The sequence below is a fragment of the Flavobacterium sp. genome (genome assembly GCF_036405015.1).
Classification (GTDB): Bacteria; Bacteroidota; Bacteroidia; order Flavobacteriales; family Flavobacteriaceae; genus Flavobacterium.
Genome location: NZ_DASWYK010000239.1, coordinates 1 through 16,997 on the forward strand (window position 1 = coordinate 1; position 16,997 = coordinate 16,997).

Sequence of the window (16,997 nt, forward strand, 5' to 3'; positions counted from 1 at the left end):
GCAAAAGTGAACTGGCCCTCTTATCGGGATGGTGGCACGCCCGTATGATTTTAGATTTTAGATTTTAGATTTTAGATTTTAGATTTTAGATTTTGGATTTTGGAATTTGGAATTTTTGGATTGGAATTTAAAAAAATAAACCCGACAGGTTTTAAAAACGTGTCGGGTTTGAGAATCTATAATAAAAGAAAACTATTTTTTAGCTTTCCATGTAAGCTTCGATAGGAGCACAGCTACAAACTAAATTTCTGTCTCCGTAAGCATCGTCTACACGACGAACAGATGGCCAGAATTTATTTTCAGCGATGTAATCTAACGGATACGCTGCTTTTTCTCTTGAGTAAGGGAAATCCCAAGTATCATTAGTTAACATTGCTAATGTATGAGGTGCGTTTTTCAATACGTTGTTTTTATCATCAGCTGTTGCTGCTTCAATCTCTTTTCTGATCGAGATAAGCGCATCACAGAAACGATCTAATTCTGCTAAATCTTCAGATTCTGTAGGCTCGATCATTAAAGTTCCAGCAACTGGGAAAGAAACCGTTGGAGCGTGGAAACCGTAATCCATTAAACGTTTTGCGATATCACCCACTTCAATTCCGTTTTCTTTGAATGAACGGCAATCTAAAATCATTTCGTGAGCTGCTCTTCCGCATTCTCCAGTGTAAAGAATTGGGTAGTGTCCTTCGAAACGAGCTTTCATATAGTTAGCATTTAAGATCGCGTGTTCAGTAGCGCTTTTTAATCCTTCAGCACCCATCATTGTGATGTAACCGTAAGAAATTAAACATACTAAAGCAGATCCGTAAGGTGCAGAAGAAATAGCTGTAATTGCTTGCTCACCACCAACTTTTAAGATTGGGTTTGTTGGTAAAAACGGAACTAATTTTTCGTTCACACAAATTGGTCCAACACCAGGTCCACCACCACCGTGAGGAATAGCGAAAGTTTTGTGTAAGTTTAAGTGACAAACGTCAGCACCAATTGTAGCAGGATTTGTTAATCCAACTTGTGCGTTCATGTTTGCACCATCCATATATACTAATCCGCCGTTATCGTGGATTAATTTTGTGATTTCGATAATTGAAGATTCGAAAACTCCGTGAGTAGAAGGATACGTTACCATTAAACAAGATAAATCATCTTTATGTTCAATCGCTTTTTCTCTTAAATCTTCTACGTCGATATTTCCTTCTGGAGTTGTTTTCGTAACAATAATTTTCATTCCAGCCATCGCTGCAGAAGCAGGATTTGTTCCGTGTGCTGATGATGGAATCAAACATACATTACGGTGACCTTCGTTTCTTGACATGTGGTAAGCACGAATTGCCATTAAACCAGCATATTCTCCTTGTGCTCCAGAGTTTGGCTGTAAAGTTGTTCCAGCAAAACCTGTAATTACATTTAATTGCTGCTCTAATCTTTTCAACATTGTAAGGTAACCTTCAACTTGGTCAACTGGTGCAAACGGGTGAATGCTGTTCCAGTTTGGCATTGATAAAGGTAACATTTCAGAAGCTGCGTTTAATTTCATTGTACAAGAACCTAATGAAATCATCGAGTGATTCAATGATAAATCTTTACGCTCTAATTTTTTGATGTAACGCATCAATTGACTTTCTGAATGATGATTGTTGAAAACATCATGCGTTAAGAAAGATGAAGTTCTTTCTAACGAAGCTGGTAACTGACTAACCTCAGTTAATTCAGAGACAGAAACAGTTTCTTTTCCTAAAGCTTCAGCAAAAATTGTAACGATTTGGTTGATGTCTGCAATAGAAGTTGTTTCGTTTAATGAAATCGAAACTGATTCAGCATCAGGATAGAAGAAGTTTACTTTGTTTTTCTCCGCAACCGTTTTTACTTTTTGAGCGTCTGCTTTTACTAAAATAGTGTCAAAGTAAGCTGAGTTAACTTGAGAAACTCCAATTTTATTTAAAGCCTCAGCAGTAGTAACCGCCGATGCGTGAACTTTATTTGCAATATATTTCAAACCTTCTGGTCCGTGGTAAACCGCGTACATTCCGGCCATAACTGCTAATAAAACCTGAGCAGTACAAATGTTAGAAGTTGCTTTTTCACGTTTGATGTGTTGTTCACGAGTTCCTAACGCCATACGTAAAGCACGATTCCCGTTTGCATCAACAGAAACTCCGATGATACGACCCGGCATAGATCTTTTGTATTCGTCTTTAGTTGCAAAATATGCAGCGTGAGGACCACCATAACCCATTGGTACACCAAAACGCTGTGTAGTTCCAACAACAACTGCAGCTCCCATTTCTCCCGGAGAAGTTAAAGTTGCTAGTGATAAAATGTCAGCAGCAAAAGCTACTTTAATTTCGTTTTCTTTTGCTTTAGCAACAAAAGCACTATAATCGTTTACCTGACCGTATTTTCCTGGGTATTGTAAAATAGCTCCGAAGAATTCATTTGAAAAATCAAATGTTTCGTGCTTTCCAACCACTAATTCAATTCCGATTGGAGTTGAACGTGTTTGAAGTACAGATAAAGTTTGTGGTAAAATTTCTTCAGAAACGAAGAATTTATGTGTATTGTTTTTCTTTTGATCACGAGTACGAACGTCAAATAATAACGCCATAGCTTCAGCAGCTGCAGTACCTTCATCCAATAAAGAGGCATTAGCGATTTCCATTCCAGTTAACTCAATAACAGTAGTTTGGAAATTCAAAATAGCTTCTAAACGACCTTGCGCAATTTCTGCTTGGTAAGGTGTGTAAGCTGTGTACCATCCTGGGTTTTCAAAAATATTTCTCTGAATTGGAGCTGGAACGATAGTTGGATGATAACCCAAACCAATATATGATTTAAATGTTTTGTTTTTCTTCCCTAATTCGCGAATGTGATTTGCAAATTCGAATTCTGTCATCGCAGGATCTAAATTCAAAGGCGCTTTTAGACGAATATCATCTGGAAGTGTTTCATAAACAAGTTGTTCAATCGAATCAACTCCAATAGTTTTCAGCATGTGCTGAAGATCAGTTTCTCTTGGACCAATGTGTCTTAAAGCAAAAGCATCTGTTTTCATGTAGCTATCTAATGTTTTTAAATGAATGTAATTCGGCACTTTACGAGGCGAATAACATTTAAAAGTAAATGTGTTGTTTTTTTGTGGCGCAAAATTAAGTATTATTAATAATTTAATAGGTATTTTTAACTTCAATTTTTATCAAATTTATAACTAAAGAGTTGATTTGTTACCAATTGATTAGATTTGAGCTATGAAACTACTAAAACAAATATTCGATTTTTATTTAAACAGCAGCATTCACGTGGCTTTGTCCTGTTATGCTTTGGTCCGAATAACTTTTCATGTATTTCATATTCAGTATGATGAACCAATGGCACTTTTTGTTTTCTTCGGAACAATTGTAGGATATAATTTCGTAAAATATGATGCGCTCGTTCGCGTAAAGAAAAATCCGATTGGAACGCAATTGAAAATTATTGCCGTTTTGAGTTTTATTTCGGTTGTTTTAGTCGGATATTATTTCTTCCATTTAAAAAGAATAACACAAATCGTCTCTGTCGGAATTTTTGCCATAACCGCACTTTATACTTTGCCTTTTTTTCCAAACAGAAGAAATGCCAGAAACTGGGCAGGAGTAAAAATTTACATTGTAGCACTTTGCTGGGTGGGAGCAACTTTGGTTTTGCCTTTAATAAATGCCGAAATTCCGTTTACAACAGATTTCTTCATCAAATGCATTCAAAGATTTATCTTGGTTTTTGTGCTGATTTTGGTTTTTGAGATTTTAGATTTAGCAAACGACGATCCGCATTTGCAAACCGTTCCGCAAACAATCGGTGTAAAAAAGACTAAACTTTTAGGATTCTCGCTGTTGATCCCGTTTTGGTTTTTAGAGATTTTTGTTTCAACATTCAATATGCATGATGCCATTATAAACTTGATAATGGTCATAATGCTGATGCTGTTTATCGCTTTCGCAAATACCAATCGTTCGAAATATTATACTTCTTTTTGGGTAGAAGCGGTGCCAGTTTTTTGGTGGTTGATGGTGGTATTTCTCAAATGATAAAATTATTTTGGGCGTGCCCCTTTGGGTCGGGCTTTCGGCTATATCTTTTATTCCGCTCCGCTTCATAAAAGGATACCGCCTCTATCCCTCACGCAAATCGGAAAGTGAGAAAATATCATTTTCAAAAGACATAAAACAGAATATCTGTAGAAACATAGCCAATGGTTTCAACTATTGGGACGCAATGTTTCGCTTCGTATTTCGCATGGATTTTGAAAACGTTTCCCACGGTTGAAACCGTGAGCTATGTTTGAATTGATTGTTCGAAAAATTCAATTTTTATTTGAATTTTTTTTCAATTGCCTCCAGCTTCAGCTGGAGGTTAAAGAGATGTTCCCAATCTGGCTTTAGCCAAAAATCAAGTTCGGCTAAAGCCCAAAATATTAATTAAATTTCTCCTCCAGCTGAAGCTGGAGGCAATTCACAATCTGTTTTCCGAAACATCTTTCAAAACCTTATTTCTTTCCAAAAGAAAATTCGTCAAATGTTTTTCAAGAAATAAAGCGTCAAACAGTTTTCCAAAAATCCCAAACGGAGTTTCATATTGCAATTTATCTTTCATAATGGTAATTCCATTTTCTTCTTCAAAAAAATGTTCATGTTTGAAAGATTTGAATTTACCTTTTTCCATTTCATCCACAAAATAATCATAAAGATTCATTGCGGTAATTCGGCTTTTATGAGTCAGATAAAATCCAAAATGTTTGCCACGCCAAGTAACAGTTTCATTTAAATTAATTAAACCAGAAGTTACTCCTTCAATTGCTTTTTCTTTTGATGGACTTGCAGATTTTTGATGAATGTCGATGTTTCTTGAGGCATCGAAAACGGCTTGTTTTGATGCGTTTATTTTTGTGGCTAGATTTATTGTGGTCACGATTTTAGATTATTTAAGTCCCAGAGGGACGACATATTTATAGTAATAGAATTATGCGCCGTTAGAGCCCCAGCGGGGTGATATATCTAATTTTTTTAAAACATTTCGCTCCGCTGGAGCTTTAGAAACGGATGTTATTGGATTCTATAAATATTTTGCTCCGCTGGAGCACAAAAAAAGGTTTCTAATTTTAAAAGCTTTTTAATGAAGTAAATCTTCAAAAGCCTCATCAATATCCCCAAACTTAAACTGAAACCCATTTTCCAAAAGTCGTTTCGGAATCACATTTCTACTTTTCAAAACCAATTCCGTTTCAGTTCGAATAAAAAAAGAGCCAATTTCTAGAAGAAAAGCATTCAAAGCAATTCCGAAAGGAAAACCAACCGCTTTTCGAAGTTTTTGCATGAAATCGACATTTCGAATTGGTTCGGGAGAAACAATATTTACAGCGCCAGTCATTTCTTTTTCAATAATAAAATCAACTGCATTGGCGAAATCTTCTTCATGAATCCAGCTTACAAACTGATTTCCTTTTCCTTGTTTTCCTCCAAAACCAATTTTAGCCAAAGTCTTTAGCGGAATCAAAGCACCGCCATTTTTTCCTAAAACAATAGAAGTTCGTAAAGCGGTTTTTAAAGTTCGTGGAGTTTCAGTTTTGAAAAACGCTTTTTCCCAAGAAAGTGCTACATTTATAGAAAAGTCATTTCCGATTTCGCCATCAACTTCATCCATTTTTTTGTCTAAAGAAAAACGATAAATAGTTGCAGTTGATGAATTCAGCCAATGTTTCGGCGGATTCTGGCAATTTAAAACCGCTTTATTCAAAACTTTGGTACTGTCAATACGAGACCATAAAATTTTCTTTTTATTTTCTTTCGTATAACGGCAATCAACCGATTTTCCAGCGAGGTTAATCAAAATTGTTGCGTTTTCTAATTCTTTTTCCCAACCAGAAAATGATTTGGCATTCCAGTTTACATATTTAATTCCGTTTTCCGTTTTTGATTTTCCACGGGTAAGAATTACAATTTCATCAAATTTATTTTTGAAATGATTTATTAAAACCTGTCCGAGAAAACCTGTTCCTGCGGCTATAATGAGTTTTGTCATTTTTATATTTTTTTGCGTTAAACCTGACGGGTTTTTAAAACCCGTCAGGTTTCCGAGCGATTAATTAAGAATAAAAACTAAAGCAATAATTCTATACAAAATCCAAGTGAAAGATAAATAAAAAGGAAGTTTTAAAACTTTCACTCTTCTAAAATGTTCCAAAAACATAATCAAAACCGTAACTCCAAACCATCCTAAAATAATCATCTGTGGAAGCAGAACAAATTGACTTAAAAGTAAAACAGGTGTTAGAATTAAACTTCCCATTAAAGAAACCGTCATTAAATTTCCTGCGTAATTCAGTATCGTTTGTTTGTCAAATTTGAAAAGAAATAAACTTTGAAATACAATTTGACCAAAAGCTAAAATTAACTCTCTTGCAATGTTGCTTTTCGGAAAATTCAAAATCAAATTAGAATATCCAAATAAAGTGAAAGTGGTTATTGTCAGTGCAAAACCAATAAACAAAAAGCGATATTTATAATTGAAATCGGGAACACATTGTAATTTGTTTTCTTCTTTTACATTTCCAGGAATAATCACTTTTCGATTGTAAGAAACAAAAGAATATAGCTTTTTCAGAACGAAATGAATCGGTTTTACAGTTGCCACTTTTTCAATTAATGGAAAAGAAAAACCAACGACTTTTATCAAACTATCAATTCCGTAAGTTACCGTTTGAGTTTTATTATCAACCAACGCAATTTCGTTTGGAGCACGTTTTAAATCCACAAAATTCTGCTCTTCTTCAGATAACTGGCAATAAGATTTTCTTCCGTTTTGATCTAACATCCCGCTTTTTACAAATCCAGTAGTATATAAACTGCAAAGCGGACAATCTTCATCATAAAGCAAAGTTTGGTTTTCGAGCGTTTTCATAATTTTAGGTTTTAAAGGTTGAGTAATTCTAAGCGTATAATTCTTCTTCAACTGGGATTTGTTGAAGTTTTCTTTTATTCTTAACTGTAATTTCAGATCCTTTTGCTAAGAATACAGAGGTTGGTTTTTTAGTTTGAAGAAATTCAAAATCGCTTCCATAAGTTTCTTTAAAATCAATATCAATTCGATGATTTAAAACTTCAAATTGTTCCCATCTTGGATGTGTTACTTCATATTCAAAAGTGGTTTCTTCGTCGATTTTTGTATAGCCGAAATAATGTTCGGTAATAAATTCAGCTTCAGAACCAATTTTGATTTGGCTAACATCTTTTTTGGTTTCAATTTCAATTGTATTCCATTCTTTATTGTTTTTCCATTGATAGATGAAAGTGTTTGTATCTTCATTTTTGACAATTTCATGCTTCATTTTTTGAGTTTCATAATGTTCCTGATACAAAGTATTGGCAATAAAAGTGATGGCTTTTTTCGGAACAATTTCTTTGATAAAAACAACACCGCGTTTCCATTCGCCATTTTCAAAACGTTTGACATAAAACCTCAAATTCACTTCTTCAAAGTTGATGTGAAACGGAACTTTCAATCCTAAAACTTTAGTGTTTCTGAACATAAATCCAACTAAACTCACATAACATTTGTCGTTCCAAATATCAATCTCAGTTCCAGCGGGAACATATTGCTCTAAAACCTCACGATCAACTTCATAATTGAATAAGGCTAAATTTTTCCATTCTGCTTTTAAGAAATTCATTTGTGTGCTTTTTTGTAGATTAATATTGAAAGATAAAAGGCCAATATTGCTGGTATTCCCATTAAAAAATAGGTTTTAAGATCATGAGATGAAATTGGATTTATGCAAATCAAGGCAAAATAAAAAACTACTCCTGCAATATACAATTGGAGATATTTGTTTTTGGGTTCGTCAAGCAACATACATCCTCCAATTGTAACTTGAAAAAGTCCTGTAAGTATGCTGAACAATAATCCATATGCACTAAGATCAATGATTTTTAAGAAAGCTAACAGAAAAATTATTGCTGGAACACCAACAAAGAAATAATTGAGATAGTTAATATTTTTCATAGTTATTGATTGTTTTAAACTTTCAGAAAAAAATGAAAGTTTGAATTAAATTTTTTTATTTCATCATTTTTATAACTAATTTTCCAAGCCAATTATCATTAAATTCAGTCATTTTATCCAACATATTATCTGCTTTTAAAACAAAATCATATAATTTGGAAGTCTGATCAACAAAGTGCTTTTCTTCTGCAGAATCTTTTGCTTCAATAGTCGAAACTTCTTTTAAGATTTTAAGAGTAGGTTTGATTTCTCTTTTGCTTCTTTCTCTTGAAATTTTAACTGCTAATTCGTCTAAATCTTTTTCAGCTGTAAAGAATTCTTTTCTTTCTCCAGCTTTATATTCTTTATAGACAATTCCCCAATCCATTAAACCGCGTAGGTTCATGCTGGCATTTCCTCTAGAAATTTGCAATTCTTCCATAATGTCTTCCATAGAAACAGGTTCGTTTGAAACCATTAATAAAGCGTGGATCTGTGCCATGGTTTTATTAATGCCCCATTGAGAACCTAATGCTCCCCAAGTTTGAACGAACTTATTTTTTGCTTCTTTGAATTCCATGAAACAAATGTAAGTAAAAGTTTTTAAACTTTCAAAAATAATTGAAACATATTTAACAAATAATAAAGTTATGTTAATTCGACCCTTGAAATTTTTGATTAAATAATGATACAGCTATTTTTGTAAAAATCACATTTTATGGAATTATACTACACATTTTCGGTGCTTATTGTATTAGCATCTTTCTTCGCCTATTTAAATTTAAGATTTTTAAAACTTCCTGGAACGATTGGAATCATGATTATTGCCATGTTGGTTTCAGTTGGAATTCGTCTTTTGGGAGATTCTTATTTTCCTGCAACTACCAAGCATTTTTTTGATTTAATCAAACAATTTGATTTCAACGAAATCTTAATGGGAGCCATGTTGAATTTTCTTTTATTCGCTGGAGCATTACACGTAAATATGGCCGACTTGAAAGAACAAAAAGTGTCAATTATGATATATTCTACAGTTAGTGTTGTGTTGTCGGCTTTAATTATTTCGTTTTTGCTTTTTTATATTGCACCACTTTTTGGAATTCATATTCCGTATATATTTTGTTTAGTTTTCGGAACTTTAATTTCTCCAACAGATCCAATTGTGGTGTTGGGAGTTTTAAAAGAGGCAAAAGTTCCTAAAAGAATAGAAACTAAAATCGTTGGTGAATCCTTGTTTAATGATGGAGTAGCGGTAGTAATGTTTGCCGTTGTTCTTAAAATGGCAACAGACCCAACATTTGATGCTACTTTTGGTTCAATTACTTGGTTATTTATAAAAGAAGGAATCGGTGGACTTTTACTAGGAGCGTTGTTCGGATTTACTGCATCTAAAGTCATGAAAAAAGTTGACGATTATAAAGTTTCAGTTTTAATCACACTTTCTATTGTAACAGGAGGGTTTTTAGTAGCTCAAGCGTTACACGTTTCTAGTCCGCTAGCAATGGTTGTTGCCGGATTGATTATTGGGAATTATGGCAAAAAAGTTGCCATGAGCGAAGTTACCAAAGACTACTTAGGAAAGTTCTGGGAACTTATTGATGAAATCTTAAATGCAGTTTTATTCCTTTTTATTGGATTTGAATTACTATTACTTCCAGATCTAAACAAACAATTACTAACAGGTTTTGTAGCTATTTTTATTGTACTATTTTCACGATTAACTTCGATTGTTTTACCTTGGAAATTCTTCGATATCTTTAAGTTCTTCGGAATCAAATCGGCTTATAATAAAGGTTCCTTGATGGTTTTAGTTTGGGGAGGAATTCGCGGTGGAGTTTCGATTGCGTTAGTTCTTTCGATGCCGGAAAGCGAATATAAAAACTTATTACTTGAGGTGACTTATATTGTTGTTTTATTCTCGATTGTTGTTCAAGGATTAACTGTTGGAAAGTTGGCGAAACGAGTTTTGGAGAAAGAATAAAGAATATAGAGAATAGAGCAAAGAAGAAAGATTTTTATTCTTTGTTTTAGATTATTAAACTGAAAACCCTGCAAGTTAACTTGCAGGGTTTTTTATTATTTTTTTGTGGTTGAATATTTTTAAGCTTTTAAGTTTGTTTATTTTTTGAGAGATTTTTCTTAATTTTAATTTGTGATTTATTCTGCAACTAAATTTTAGTTGCAGAATGAAAATTTAATGATAAATTTGTATGAGTAAAATTGATAAACTGATTGAAAGGTTAAAATCAAGACTAAAAGATTTTTCTTGGGATTGAAAATGCTGAAAGTGCTAAATCATTTTGGATATAATCAGATTTCACAAGGAAAAACAGGTGGTTCAAGAAGAAAATTTGTAAATGAGAATAAACAGATTATAAGTTTACATGAGCCACATCCGCAAAAAGTTTTGAAGGGATATCAGCTTGATATTATTATTGAATATTTGGAATTGTAATATGAAAAACTATTTAGAACATAACGGATATATTGGGACATTGGAATTTTCTGCAGATGATAAAATATTCTTTGGAAAAATTCAAGGCATAAACGATTTAGTAACTTTTGAAGGTTCTTCGGTTACTGAATTGGAGGACTCTTTTAAAGAAGCTGTTGACGATTATTTAGAAACTTGTAAATTATTAAATAAAGCTCCAGATAAAACTTATAAAGGATCTTTTAATGTGCGAGTATCACAAGAATTACATCAAAAGATAGCGCTGTTGGCAGTTAAAAAAGGATTAAATTTAAATGAAATCGTAAAAGAAGCAATATCTTACGTTGTAAAACATGAAGAGGTTTTAAATTAAAAAATAAAAAGATCATCTTTATCGCTTATCATCTTTAGAATAATTAGATTCTCCGTTAATATTAATTTCTCCACCTAAAAACTTCGGTTCACGATTTCTCAAAACATCAAAAAAGGATTTACATCTTGAAAAACATTCTCTAAGTTGAACATAATTGTACCCTAGATATTGTCCTTTATTTGCCGAATATCCAGCTGATTTTATTCCCAATTGATTTCCAATATAAATTGCACGGTTTAAGTGATATTCTTGTGAAATTAAAGTCGCTTTTTTGATTTTGAAAATGTATTTGGCGCGATACATTGTTGAATAGGTATCGAAACCAGCATAATCAATAAAAATCTTTGTGGTGTCTACTCCATGCGAATAGCAATAATTTTTCATTACAGTCAATTCATCATATTCATCACGACCATTATCTCCAGAAAGTAGAATTTTATTGATGCGTTTTGCCTTCCAAAGCATAATTCCTGCATCAAGTCGGTCTTTTAAATATTTGCTAGGTTGATTTCCGTTGATTCCGGCGCCAAAAATAATTCCGACATCATTCTTTGGAAACTTTTTAATAGAATAATGAATATACTTTTTAGTGGAAGAGGTTACATGATAATTGATAGAAAGAATTGTAACCAATCCAATAATGGCAAGATAGAGGGCTATTTTAAAATATTTTTTCATGGCGCATATTTGTAAGATTAATATTTAAAACACGAAGATAACTAAATTTACTTTCAGATAAAATCATAAAAAAACCGAAGCAATAAAGCCCCGGTTTAATCTAAAATTACAGTGATCAGAATTTAATCTAAAATCTAAAATCTGAAATCTAAAATTATAAAAGTCCCGCTCTCTTCAACAAAGCCTCAGGTTTTGGTTCTTGGCCTCTGAAACGTTTGTATAAAGTCATCGGATGTTCTGTTCCTCCTTTAGAAAGTACGTTGTCTTTAAATTTCTTCGCTATTTCTTCATTGAAAATGCCATTTTCATGGAAATATTCAAAAGCATCAGCATCTAGAACTTCCGCCCATTTGTAGCTGTAATATCCAGAAGAATAGCTACCTTGGAAAATATGAGAAAAAGCAGTACTCATCGCATTTTCTTTTACATCTGGATATAATTGTGTATTCGCAAATTGCTCTGTTTCGAAAGTTTTAAGATTTGTAATATTCGTTGGATCTTGCCCGTGCCAAGCCATATCCAATAATCCGAAACTTAACTGACGCAATGTTGCCAAACCTTCTTGGAAACTCGCACTTTCTTTAATTTTCTGAACATACTCAATCGGAATAATTTCTCCCGTTTGGTAATGATTCGCAAACAAAGCCAAAGCTTCTGGCTCGTAACACCAATTCTCCATAATCTGACTTGGCAATTCTACAAAATCCCAGTAAACAGAAGTTCCAGACAAACTTGGATAAACCGTGTCAGCCAACATTCCGTGTAATCCGTGACCAAATTCGTGGAATAAAGTCGTCACTTCATTAAAAGTCAATAATGAAGGTTTTGTTTCAGTCGGTTTTGTAAAATTACAAACGTTCGAAATATGTGGTCTTTCGTTGACGCCGTCTTTTACATATTGTGATTTGAATGAAGTCATCCAAGCGCCGTTTCTTTTCCCTTTTCTTGGGAAGAAATCGGCGTAGAAAATCGAAACTAAATCATTTTTAGCATCGCGAACTTCATAAGTGGTAACTTCTTCGTGGTATTTATCGATGTCGAAAACTTCGGTAAATGTTAAACCGTAAAGTTTTTTAGCAACAGTAAAAGCACCATCTAAAACTTTTTCTAACTGAAAATAAGGTTTTAGTTTTTCATCATCTAAATTAAAAAGCTGTTGTTTTAATTTTTCAGAATAATAAGCGCCGTCCCATTTTTCTAATTGCTCGATTCCGTCTAGTTCTTTTGCGAAAGCAGTTAATTCTGCAAATTCTTTTTGAGCTGCCGGTTTTGCTTTTGCTAATAGATCATTTAAAAAAGAAAATACTTTTTCTGGACTTTCGGCCATTCTTTCTTCTAAAACAAAATGAGCATGCGTTTTATAGCCTAATAAATTTGCTCTTTCGTGACGCAATTTTGCAATCTTTAAGACATTCTCTTCGTTGTTAAATTCGTTTTTTTGAAAACCTTTTGCGCCAAAAGCAATGGCCATTTTTTTACGCAATTCACGATTATCAGCATAAGTCAAAAACGGAACATAACTTGGATGATCTAAAGTGAAAATCCAGCCTTCTTTTTCCTGATTTTTTGCTAATAATCTTGCCGCTTCGATTGTGCCTTCTGGTAAACCTGACAAATCTTTTTCATCCGTTAAATGCAATTCGAAGTTGTTGGTTTCTGCCAAAACATTTTCGCCAAACTGCAAACTCAATTTCGATAATTCTTTGTCGATTTCTCTTAATTGATTTTTTTTGTCTTCTGGCAAATTCGCTCCGTTTCTAGAAAAGCTTTTGTATTTTTTATCTAATAAGGTCGTTTGCTCTGGGTTGAGGTTCAAACTTTCTTTTTGATCGTAAACAGCTTTTACGCGTGCAAATAATTCAGCATTTAAGCGAATGTCATTTCCAAATTCTGAAAGCCAAGGCGAAACTTCCTGAGCAATTTTCTGCATTTCGTCATTCGTTTCAGCCGAATTCAAATTGAAGAAAACACTAGAAAGACGATCTAAAACATCGCCAGAAAAATCCATCGCCACAATTGTGTTTTCAAAAGTCGGTGCGTCTGGATTGTTTGTGATCGCATCAATTTCGGCTTTAGCCAAAGCAATTCCTTCCTGAAAAGCAGGAACGTAATCTTCGATTTTAATTTGCGAAAAAGGTGCGGTATTATGTTTGGTATTGAAATATTGTGTTAATACGCTCATTTTTTTAGTTTTCAGTCTCAGTCTCAGTTTGCAGTATGAACTAAGAATCGAGAGTTATTTTTAAGTGTTCAGTCGCAGTCGCAGTCTCGGTTTTCAGTCTCAATAGGCACTGAAAACTGAGACTGAAAACTATTTAAGACCTTCAGCCGCTTTATTAACCGCAGCTTTCAATTCTTCTTTATAAGCAATAATCGTATCCAAAACTTTTTTGTCATGGCTTCCGATGATTTGTGCTGCTAAGATTCCAGCATTTTTTGCTCCGTTTAAAGCTACAGTTGCAACAGGAACGCCGCCAGGCATTTGTAAAATAGATAAAACAGAATCCCAACCATCAATAGAATTGCTTGATTTTACTGGAACTCCAATTACTGGAAGCGGAGACATTGAAGCCACCATTCCTGGTAAATGTGCTGCACCGCCTGCACCGGCAATAATTACCGAAATCCCGCGATTGTGTGCATTTTTGCTGAAATCGAATAATTTCTCTGGCGTTCTGTGTGCCGAAACAATATCTACTTCAACTTCAACATTGAATTGTTTTAATATGTCGATTGCATCCTGCATAACTGGCATGTCTGAGATGCTTCCCATTATAATAGCTACTTTGCTCATGTTTTTATTTTTGTTTCAAGTTTTTAAGTTTCAGGTTTCAAGTTGTTACTGAGATTTAAAAAAATATTTTGTTATTAACTGTAAACTTTGACTGCGACTGAAAACTAACTTAAGCGCTAATCACTCGAATAGTATTCTTGACTTCTTCAGCGATTCTTCTTGCTTCCTGCATATTCTCATTTACAATCGTCACGTGACCCATTTTTCTAAAAGGACGCGTTTGTTTTTTACCGTAAATATGTGGCGTAACGCCATTCCATCCTAAAATGGTTTCGATGTTTTCATATACTACATTTCCAGAATAACCTTCGGCACCTACTAGGTTTACCATAATTCCGGCCACTTTGCTATCTGTGTTTCCTAAAGGAAGATCTAAAATAGCGCGTAAATGATTTTCGAATTGTGAAGTATAACTTGCTTCGATAGAATAATGACCGGAATTATGCGGACGCGGAGCAACTTCATTAACCAAAATTTCATCATCTTGAGTTTGAAACATTTCAACTGCTAAAAGTCCAACGTGATTGAATTTTTCAGAAACGTTTAAAGCAATTGCTCTGGCTTTTTCGGCTACTTTTTCGTCGATTCTTGCTGGGCAGATTACATATTCTACTTGGTTGGCTTCTGGGTGAAATTCCATCTCTACAACCGGATAGGTTTTAATTTCTCCTGATGGATTTCTGCAAACAATTACCGCCAATTCGTTTTTGAACGGAACCATAGTTTCGGCAATACATTCCACATTTGGAAGATTATCTAAATCTGAAATCTGGCGAATAACTTTTACGCCATTGCCGTCGTAACCAAATTCGGTGCATTTCCATACAAATGGAATCGTGATTTCATTATTTCCAACTGATTTTTGCAATTGCGCCGGATTTTCAAAACGTAAATATGATGCAGTCGGAATATTACTTTCTGTATAAAAGTCTTTTTGAGTTCCTTTATTCTGAATACCTTTTAAAGTTTTTGGAGATGGATATACTTTTACGCCTTCATTTTCTAATTGCGTCAAAGCTTCAAGGTTTACCAATTCAATTTCGAAAGTCAAAACATCGACTTGTTTCCCGAAGTTGTAAACTGTATCATAATCCATTAAATCGCCTTGGAAGAATTTGTTGCAGGCAATTTTACTAGGCGCTTCATCGCTTGGATCTAGAACGTAAGTTTGTATATCAAATTTTCTAGTGTCGAACAAAAGCATTTTGCCTAATTGTCCGCCACCTAATATTCCTAATTTAAAATCAGAAGAAAAATAATTCATTTTGAGTTGTGTTTTTGCAAAGATACTTTTTAATCTTTTTTTAGCCAAAATTTAGTTTTTTCCGCCACGAATTCACGAATTGTGTTTTAAAGTTTTTCCGCCACGAATTCACGAATTTTTTCTTTTCCACTTTGTGTGTAAAAATATAATTCGTGAATTCGTGGCTATCAAAAAAAATGCTATTTTATTTTCTTCAAAACTTCTTTTGCGACGGCTTTGTACGCGGCCGAATGGTCTCCGAAATCTTTGTCAATTATTACTTTTAATTCGGGATGAATCCAATCGTAGTGATTTCCTAGAATGTATAAAGTTCTTATGGAATAGGCTTTTGTGGCGACTTTCACATCATTAATTAGCCAATCAAAACTTGCTTCGATACAATCTTGGAGATTTTCTTCGGAGAGCTTAATGCAGTTTTCGTTTTTCTTATAATGAGATTTTACCAAAAGCTGTGTCACTTTCGCAATTGGACGAAGGGAACTTTCGTCTTTTAAAACTTTCAAATTCGAACAGAAAAAATCCAGATGAGATTGTAGCCAAAGCAATTCTTCGTAGGAAACAAATTCTAAAATCCAGCAGGCTTTATGGTTGTTTTTGTCTTCGGGCGAAAAACAAATTGAAACTAATTCGCTGAAAAGAGATGGATTTTCCAAAACATCTTGTGCAGCTTTTAGACGGTTTTCTCTATAAGCATTTACGTAATCTAGTTTTTTTTGTAATTCAGACGGCATCGTTCTAGCGATATTTAAATACTTAGCTAAAATACATAATTTAATGAGATAATTCCGTAATAGTTTATTGGTAAGCCTGGATAATAAAATCTAGGTTGCGCATTTCCAACTCCGGTTGCGTTGGTTAAAATCATGGATGCATATTTTTCGTTTGTAACATTGTTGATTCCTGCATCCAAATGAGTTGTTAAACCTTGTAAAATCTCAAATTGATATCCTGTTTTTAAATTTAATAACGAATAAGAATCTGAAAAATTGACGTTTGAATCATTCATTGGGATTTTATCTGTGAACTGAAAATCGGCTGAAAAGTAAAATCCTGAATTCGTATTGAAATTAAAACCTGCACTTGCAGTATTCACTGGAACTCCAGTTAATTTATTTCCAGAATAATCATTTCCGTTATCTACAAATTCTTTGAATTCATAATTTCCGATGGAAGCGCTTGCGTAAGAGTTTAAATTGAAAGTTCGATTGATGGTCCAATTGTGTTTTAGTGCGATTTCAATTCCTTCGTGAAACGTTTTTCCAGCATTTACGCCTTCATATTGATCGTCACCGATTCTTTTAGCCACCAACAAGTCTTTAATTTCCATTCGATAAACCGCAATTTCAGCATATAATTTTTTGCTGAAAAGATGAAGTTTGCTTCCCAATTCAAAATTATAACCCGTTTCTGGTTTTATGTTTTGGTTGATATTTCCTGTACTCGTTAA

Annotated in this window: 17 protein-coding genes; 4 read left to right on the top strand and 13 right to left on the bottom strand. The window is 33.7% G+C overall.

Annotated features, from left to right (window positions below; all coding sequences use genetic code 11):
- Positions 1–199 precede the first annotated feature (199 nt).
- Positions 200–3,049 (bottom strand): aminomethyl-transferring glycine dehydrogenase, encoded by a 2,850-nt coding sequence (gene gcvP / locus VGE71_RS20930; RefSeq protein WP_331140051.1) that lies wholly within the window; start codon positions 3,047–3,049, stop codon positions 200–202.
- 193 nt (positions 3,050–3,242) lie between these two features.
- Here gcvP and VGE71_RS20935 point away from each other — a divergent pair, with 193 nt between their 5' ends.
- On the top strand, positions 3,243–4,058 hold the full coding sequence (locus tag VGE71_RS20935; RefSeq protein ID WP_331140052.1) for a hypothetical protein: 816 nt from the start codon (positions 3,243–3,245) through the stop codon (positions 4,056–4,058).
- A 424-nt stretch (positions 4,059–4,482) separates the two neighbouring features.
- Here VGE71_RS20935 and VGE71_RS20940 read toward each other — a convergent pair whose 3' ends face one another.
- From VGE71_RS20940 to VGE71_RS20965, 6 genes are all read right to left on the bottom strand, one after another.
- Complete coding sequence (locus tag VGE71_RS20940; protein WP_331140053.1) at positions 4,483–4,938, bottom strand: SRPBCC family protein; 456 nt, start codon at positions 4,936–4,938, stop codon at positions 4,483–4,485.
- 201 nt (positions 4,939–5,139) lie between these two features.
- Positions 5,140–6,048, bottom strand: a complete 909-nt coding sequence (locus VGE71_RS20945; RefSeq protein WP_331140054.1) for a TIGR01777 family oxidoreductase — start codon at positions 6,046–6,048, stop codon at positions 5,140–5,142.
- A 60-nt stretch (positions 6,049–6,108) separates the two neighbouring features.
- Positions 6,109–6,927: a hypothetical protein gene (locus tag VGE71_RS20950; protein ID WP_331140055.1), complete on the bottom strand. Its 819-nt coding sequence runs from the start codon at positions 6,925–6,927 to the stop codon at positions 6,109–6,111.
- 28 nt (positions 6,928–6,955) lie between these two features.
- Positions 6,956–7,696 carry a DUF2071 domain-containing protein gene (locus VGE71_RS20955; protein ID WP_331140056.1) on the bottom strand — a complete coding sequence of 247 codons (741 nt, stop codon included), beginning with the start codon at positions 7,694–7,696 and terminating at the stop codon, positions 6,956–6,958.
- Entirely contained in the window at positions 7,693–8,028 is a 336-nt protein-coding gene (locus tag VGE71_RS20960) for a hypothetical protein (RefSeq protein WP_331140057.1), read from the bottom strand. The genes VGE71_RS20955 and VGE71_RS20960 overlap by 4 nt, the downstream gene beginning before the upstream one ends.
- Before the next feature lie 55 nt (positions 8,029–8,083).
- Positions 8,084–8,587 (bottom strand): GbsR/MarR family transcriptional regulator, encoded by a 504-nt coding sequence (locus VGE71_RS20965; RefSeq protein ID WP_331140058.1) that lies wholly within the window; start codon positions 8,585–8,587, stop codon positions 8,084–8,086.
- A gap of 138 nt (positions 8,588–8,725) precedes the next feature.
- Here VGE71_RS20965 and VGE71_RS20970 point away from each other — a divergent pair, with 138 nt between their 5' ends.
- The 3 genes from VGE71_RS20970 to VGE71_RS20980 all read left to right on the top strand — a co-directional run bounded on the left by VGE71_RS20970 (position 8,726) and on the right by VGE71_RS20980 (position 10,814).
- On the top strand, positions 8,726–9,988 hold the full coding sequence (locus VGE71_RS20970) for a sodium:proton antiporter (RefSeq protein ID WP_331140059.1): 1,263 nt from the start codon (positions 8,726–8,728) through the stop codon (positions 9,986–9,988).
- 297 nt (positions 9,989–10,285) lie between these two features.
- Complete coding sequence (locus tag VGE71_RS20975; protein WP_331140060.1) at positions 10,286–10,462, top strand: type II toxin-antitoxin system HicA family toxin; 177 nt, start codon at positions 10,286–10,288, stop codon at positions 10,460–10,462.
- Between the two features lies 1 nt (position 10,463).
- Positions 10,464–10,814, top strand: a complete 351-nt coding sequence (locus VGE71_RS20980) for a type II toxin-antitoxin system HicB family antitoxin (RefSeq protein ID WP_331140061.1) — start codon at positions 10,464–10,466, stop codon at positions 10,812–10,814.
- Between the two features lie 18 nt (positions 10,815–10,832).
- On the opposite strand, the gene VGE71_RS20985 is transcribed toward VGE71_RS20980, so the two are convergent.
- The 6 genes from VGE71_RS20985 to VGE71_RS21010 form a co-directional block, all read right to left on the bottom strand.
- Positions 10,833–11,492 (bottom strand): SanA/YdcF family protein, encoded by a 660-nt coding sequence (locus VGE71_RS20985; RefSeq protein ID WP_331140062.1) that lies wholly within the window; start codon positions 11,490–11,492, stop codon positions 10,833–10,835.
- 154 nt (positions 11,493–11,646) lie between these two features.
- On the bottom strand, positions 11,647–13,674 hold the full coding sequence (locus VGE71_RS20990) for a M3 family metallopeptidase (protein WP_331140063.1): 2,028 nt from the start codon (positions 13,672–13,674) through the stop codon (positions 11,647–11,649).
- A 129-nt stretch (positions 13,675–13,803) separates the two neighbouring features.
- Positions 13,804–14,286, bottom strand: coding sequence for a 5-(carboxyamino)imidazole ribonucleotide mutase (gene purE / locus VGE71_RS20995; RefSeq protein ID WP_331140064.1), 483 nt, complete (start codon positions 14,284–14,286; stop codon positions 13,804–13,806).
- A gap of 109 nt (positions 14,287–14,395) precedes the next feature.
- Positions 14,396–15,550 (bottom strand): 5-(carboxyamino)imidazole ribonucleotide synthase, encoded by a 1,155-nt coding sequence (locus tag VGE71_RS21000; RefSeq protein WP_331140065.1) that lies wholly within the window; start codon positions 15,548–15,550, stop codon positions 14,396–14,398.
- Positions 15,551–15,729: 179 nt separating this feature from the next.
- Complete coding sequence (locus VGE71_RS21005) at positions 15,730–16,281, bottom strand: hypothetical protein (protein ID WP_331140066.1); 552 nt, start codon at positions 16,279–16,281, stop codon at positions 15,730–15,732.
- A gap of 26 nt (positions 16,282–16,307) precedes the next feature.
- A partial coding sequence (locus tag VGE71_RS21010; protein ID WP_331140067.1) for a TonB-dependent receptor domain-containing protein occupies positions 16,308–16,997 on the bottom strand: 690 nt, incomplete at its 5' end.